The 2633-nt window shown below is 75.0% G+C and carries 2 protein-coding genes; both read left to right on the plus strand.

Translation table 11 applies throughout. The annotated features are described in order from the left end of the window. The first annotated feature begins 247 nt into the window (after nt 1–247). Nucleotides 248–1408 (plus strand): right-handed parallel beta-helix repeat-containing protein, encoded by a 1161-nt coding sequence (locus ACFCX4_RS35810; protein WP_376151589.1) that lies wholly within the window; start codon nt 248–250, stop codon nt 1406–1408. Nucleotides 1409–1529: 121 nt separating this feature from the next. Next, a complete protein-coding gene (locus ACFCX4_RS35815; RefSeq protein WP_376151591.1) occupies nt 1530–2573 on the plus strand; it encodes a methyltransferase in 1044 nt (347 codons plus the stop codon). The last annotated feature ends 60 nt before the right edge of the window (nt 2574–2633 follow it).

Here is a 2633-nt window from a genome sequence, read left to right on the forward strand (position 1 = left end):
CGCGACAGGCCCCCTCCCCGCGCCCCGGCGCCCGGCTGCCCGCCCCGCCCGCCGGCGCCGGCCGTCCGACGCCCCGTCAGTCCGGCAGCCCAACCCTGGTGGCGGCGGCGCCCGGGCGCTCTTAGCGTCGATTCGGCCGACACCCACCGACAGTCGCCATCCGCTCACTCCGCGTCACCGTGCCGACGTCCCCGCGAGCGCGCCGGGTCCCACCGCGCGGGCGCGCCAGAAAGACAGGTCACCACTCATGCCCACGCGACGGGTCCATCACCTCGCCGCGGCCACCGCCGCCGCCACGACCGCCCTGACCACCGTCCTCACCGCCGTCGGTGCCGCGCCCGCGCACGCCGCCGGGGAGCTGCACCTCGTCCTGCCCGGAGAATCGATTCAGCAGGTGCTCGACGCCGCGCTGCCCGGGGACATCGTCCAGCTGCTCCCCGGCGAGTACCGGGGCAGCCTCCGGATCACCACCCCCGGCGTCACCCTGCGCGGCGCCGGTCCGGCCAGCGTGATCGCCCCGGCCGAGGCCCCCGCCGCCGCGTCCGCGTCCGCGTCCGGTGCGTCCGCGTCCGGTGCGCCGGCCGCCCCCGCCGTGGGTGCCGACGCCGCCGGCCTCGCCGAGGCCTGCAGCACCGCCGGTCACGGGCTCTGCCTGGCCGGCACCGACGACCGCCCGCTCGCCGGGGTCACCGTCGAGGCGCTCGCCGTCACCGGCTTCCGCAAGAACGGCATCAACGCCACCGGCACCACCGGCCTGACCGTCCGCGCCACCTACGTCCACGACAACGGCCAGCAGGGCATCAGCCAGGAGAAGTCCACCCGGGGCGTGATCGTCGCCAACGAGTCCACCCGCAACGGCCAGTCCGGCGTCTTCCTCGCCAACACCGTGGACAGCGAGGGCGGTGCCGTCACCGCCGACGGCACCCTGGTCAGCGGCAACCGGCTCACCGACAACCGGATCGGCGTCACCGTCCGCCGCCTGCGGGACCTGAGCATCGAGCAGAACCTGATCCGCGGCAACTGCGGCGGGGTCTTCGTCGTCGGCGACGAGGGCGTCCCCCGCGCCGGCGCGCTCGCCGTCACTCGCAACCAGGTGCTCTCCAACAACCGCTACTGCCCGCCCAACCCCCGGCTGGACCACATCCAGGGCGCCGGCATCGTGCTCACCGGCGCCGAGGAGACCTCGGTGACCGGGAACGAGGTCCGCGACAACGTCGGCGCCTCGCCGTTCTCCGGCGGCATCGTGCTCGTGCGCAGCGTCGTCGGGGTCGCCAACGCCCGCAACACCGTCGCCGACAACGTGCTGCTCGGCAACGGGCCGGCCGACCTCGCCGACCGCGACACCGGCACCGACAACGCCTTCGCCCGCAACCACTGCGCGGTCTCCGAACCGGCCGGCCACTGCTGACACCCGCCCGCGCCCGGAACCCCGGCGTCCGGCCCCCGGCCCCCGGCACCCGGCACCCGGCACCCGGACCCCAGTACCCGCAGACCCCTCGCAGCCCCCGCAGAAAGCAGAGAGACGGCCCATGACCACCGCCCCCGCCACCACCCCGCAGGCCGCCATGCGCCTGCGGGAGCTCGTCTTCGGCGCCGCCTGCGCCGCCGCCGTCCGCGCGGCCGCCCGGCTCGGCGTCGCCGACGCGCTCGGCGAGACCCCCGCCACCGTCACCGGGCTCGCCGCCGAGCTCGGCACCGAGCCCCGCCAGTTGCGCCGCCTGCTGCGCGCCCTCACCTGCTACGGCCTCTTCGAGGAACTCGACGGCGACCGGTTCGCGCACACCGAGATGTCCCGGCTGCTGCGCGAGGACGCCCCGAACAGCCTGCGCTACATCTCCCTGTGGTGCACCGAGCCGTGGACCTGGGAGGCCTGGCCGAAGCTGGACGAGGCGGTGCGCTCGGGCCGCAACGTCTTCCCGGAGCTGTTCGGCAAGGAGTTCTTCGACTACCTGCACACCGACGGCGGCGAGTCGGCCAAGGTCTTCGACCGGGCGATGACCACCTCCAGCCGCCAGTCCGCCGCCGACTTCGCCGCCTACCTCGACCTCACCGGGTCGGGCCCGGCGGTCGAGTCGGTGGTCGACATCGGCGGCGGCCAGGGCCATGTGCTCGCCAGCCTGCTGGAGAAGCACCCGGCCCTGCACGGCACCCTCCTCGACCTGCCCAAGGTGGTCGCGGGCGCCGACGCCCGGCTGCGCCCGGGCGGGACCTTCGCCGACCGGGCCCGGCTGGTCCCCGGCGACTGCCGGGTGGACATCCCGGTCCTGGCCGACCTCTACATCATCAAGAACATCCTGGAGTGGGACGACGAGAGCACCCGCCGCACGCTGGCGAACGTCGTCGCGGTGGCCCGTCCGGGCGCCCGGGTGGTGGTGGTCGAGAACCTCGTCGACGACAGCCCCTCGATGCGGTTCACCACCGCCATGGACCTGATGCTGATGCTCAACGTCGGCGGTGCCAAGCACTCCGAGGCGAGCATGGTCCGGCTGATGACCGAGGCCGGGCTCGACGTCCACGAGGTCTGCCCGGTCAACCCCTACCTGCACGCCTTCGAGGCGGTCGTCCGCGGCTGATCCGGCCGCCGGCCCGCCGCACGGCGACCGCCGGTCCCCTCGTCCGGACGAGGGGACCGG

It is taken from the genome of Kitasatospora sp. NPDC056327, assembly GCF_042261735.1.
In the GTDB taxonomy this organism is placed as follows: domain Bacteria; phylum Actinomycetota; class Actinomycetes; order Streptomycetales; family Streptomycetaceae; genus Kitasatospora.